The organism is Pseudocitrobacter cyperus, from assembly GCF_039889165.1.
In the GTDB taxonomy this organism is placed as follows: Bacteria; Pseudomonadota; Gammaproteobacteria; order Enterobacterales; family Enterobacteriaceae; genus Pseudocitrobacter; species Pseudocitrobacter cyperus.
Genome location: NZ_JAYMYY010000019.1, coordinates 1 through 2,712, shown reverse-complemented (window position 1 = coordinate 2,712; position 2,712 = coordinate 1). Strand labels below are relative to the sequence as shown.

Sequence of the window (2,712 nt, the reverse complement as noted above, 5' to 3'; positions counted from 1 at the left end):
CCTTGTGTGTGGCTTTTTCTATTCTAAGTTCATTGTCTTTAGGGAAGCGAAATGAAAATTTCTCTGGTCGTTCCGGTCTTCAATGAAGAGGAAGCCATTCCAATCTTCTATAAAACCGTGCGGGAGTTTGATGGCCTTGAGCAACATGAAGTCGAGATAGTCTTCATCAATGACGGCAGCAAAGACGCAACAGAATCAATCATAAACGCGCTTGCTGTTGCAGATCCTCTTGTGATCCCTCTGTCATTCACCCGTAACTTTGGTAAGGAGCCTGCGCTGTTTGCCGGACTTGACCACGCGACCGGTGAAGCAATTATCCCGATTGACGTAGATTTGCAAGACCCGATCGAAGTCATTCCACACCTGATAGAGAAATGGCAGGCCGGGGCTGATATGGTTCTTGCCAAGCGTTCTGACCGCTCTACTGATGGCAGACTGAAGCGCAAGACAGCTGAATGGTTCTATAAGCTACACAACAAGATCAGCAATCCAAAGATTGAAGAAAACGTTGGCGACTTCCGCCTGATGTCGCGTGATGTTGTTGAGAACATTAAGCTCATGCCAGAGCGCAACCTTTTCATGAAAGGCGTGCTGAGTTGGGTTGGCGGCCGCACCGATGTTGTCGAGTATGCACGCGCAGAACGCGTCGCAGGAAGCACGAAATTTAATGGCTGGAAGTTGTGGAACCTGGCGCTTGAGGGGATTACCAGCTTCTCTACTTTCCCGTTGCGCATGTGGACTTACATTGGCTTGTTCGTTGCCGGTGCTGCATTCCTGTACGGTGCATGGATGATTGTAGACACCCTAGCGTTTGGTAATGCAGTTCGTGGCTATCCGTCCCTTCTGGTCTCAATATTGTTCCTTGGTGGCGTGCAGTTAATTGGCATTGGTGTGCTGGGCGAGTACATAGGACGTATTTATATGGAGAGCAAAGGACGACCTCGCTACCTTCTGAAAAAGGTGAGAAAGTGAAAACAATACAAAAAAATACCTTACTGGTTATTCTTTCTGCGAATATATTATTCTTCCTTCCAGTAATAATTGCAGATGTTCATTATAGGGATGACCTTGAGCGTTCTTTCTCTGGAAGTTACGGGTGGACTGAGCTTGGTCGCCCACTTGCTGACTGGGTTATGAAGATTATTTCGCTTAGCGATAGTCTTTTGGTTGATACGAGTCCATTACCTGCGATAATTTCCATTATATTTATAACCTTCGCTATTTATTTTTATTGGCAGAGAACAGATAGGACTCAGTCAATCTGGATAGCGGTTGGATTATGCGCTATCTCAATTCAACCTTTCTTCATTCAAAATATTTTATTTAAATATGATGTTCTGCCTATGTCTCTTGCTATGTCTTTTTCAATCATGGCATCTGCGATGGATATCAAAAAAGGTAAAGATATTGTCTTAAGCGTCATTTTACTTGTAGCCAGCCTTTCTCTTTATCAATCTTGCGCTAATATTTTCATTGGTCTAGTCGCACTCACAGCCATTCTTAAGAGAGAAAATAGCAAGAGCACACTAAATGATATAATGCACAAGACAGCCATATTTATCGTTGGCTATGTTGTGTATTTCATAATTACAAAATTATTCATTGATGGATTATCATCACGTTCAGAGTTAATACCACTCAATCAAGATGGTTTTCTTATCCTATTAAGTAACCTGATTTCTTTCATGAGTTTCAGTGTAGTATTTGTTAACTCTACAGTTATGGCCTTGCTAGTAGTTCCGTTATTATGTTTATTGGTTGCTTTGATTTACATTGATAAGAGATCAATTGCATTGTCAATAGTTAATATTGTATTAATATCTTCTATTTTCTTGTGCTCAATATTTGGCCCTTTGCTTGTGCTAAAAACACCTGCTATCATGCCAAGAACTCTTTCTGGATTTGGACCAATAATGGCAGCGCTATGCATCGCTCCGATGATTGTAAAGCCATCAATATTTTCAAGGTTCTTTTTGATTTTATCATTAATCATCCCAATCTCACTTAGCTTTTCGACAACTCGTGCAATAATTGAACAGCGGAATTTCGAGAAATCAGTGTTTAACGAAATTAAATACGACTTACACAGCCTCAATGTTGGCGGGAAGACACATTTCCTTGGCGTTTTACAGCTAGCCCAAAGAGCATCAATACCAGCGCAAAACAACGAACTTGTGAAAAACCTTATAAGCCCAGCATCAGAGTGGATGGCTGCGCTACAGCTAAAATCGCTGGGTGTTAAAAAAGTAAGTCATGGCTATGGTGAAGAAAATAAAAATTTATCTTCAGTAGATAAATATGAAAAGGATGCTGGATTGCCTGTAATTGATAAAGAAACATATTCAATTTACATGATAGATAATGATGCATACATCAAATTAAAATAAATATGGCAGGCCGAGGATTCTGCCTCGGCCTGTTATCTAGAATTTAATTCCTGTAAATAGATTGGCCGCTGTGACTCCAGATGAACCAGCTGACAGCGTTATGCCTGGGTTAACATAAAGCCCAATTGAGCTCTTAATGTCACCAGCTGATACATTTCCGCTAGTCGCTGACTGTCTTTTTATCCCCCCTCCTGTTATGTTGGACTTTCCAAGACTAGATTCAGCACCATTGACCTGCCCCCAGGATTAGATACAACCTTCAGTTAGTAATGTCGTTGGTTTTTCTTCATATTCCCCGTTTCGCCAGCCCGTGGCAAATTCAGCC

The 2,712-nt window shown here is 41.5% G+C and carries 2 protein-coding genes; both read left to right on the top strand.

All coding sequences use genetic code 11. The features are described 5' to 3' along the window. Window positions 1-51: 51 nt before the first annotated feature. Complete coding sequence (locus VSR74_RS23120) at window positions 52-972, top strand: glycosyltransferase family 2 protein (RefSeq protein ID WP_347796827.1); 921 nt, start codon at window positions 52-54, stop codon at window positions 970-972. Further along, a complete protein-coding gene (locus VSR74_RS23115) occupies window positions 969-2,387 on the top strand; it encodes a glucosyltransferase domain-containing protein (RefSeq protein WP_347796826.1) in 1,419 nt (472 codons plus the stop codon). The genes VSR74_RS23120 and VSR74_RS23115 overlap by 4 nt, the downstream gene beginning before the upstream one ends. Window positions 2,388-2,712: the final 325 nt, after the last annotated feature.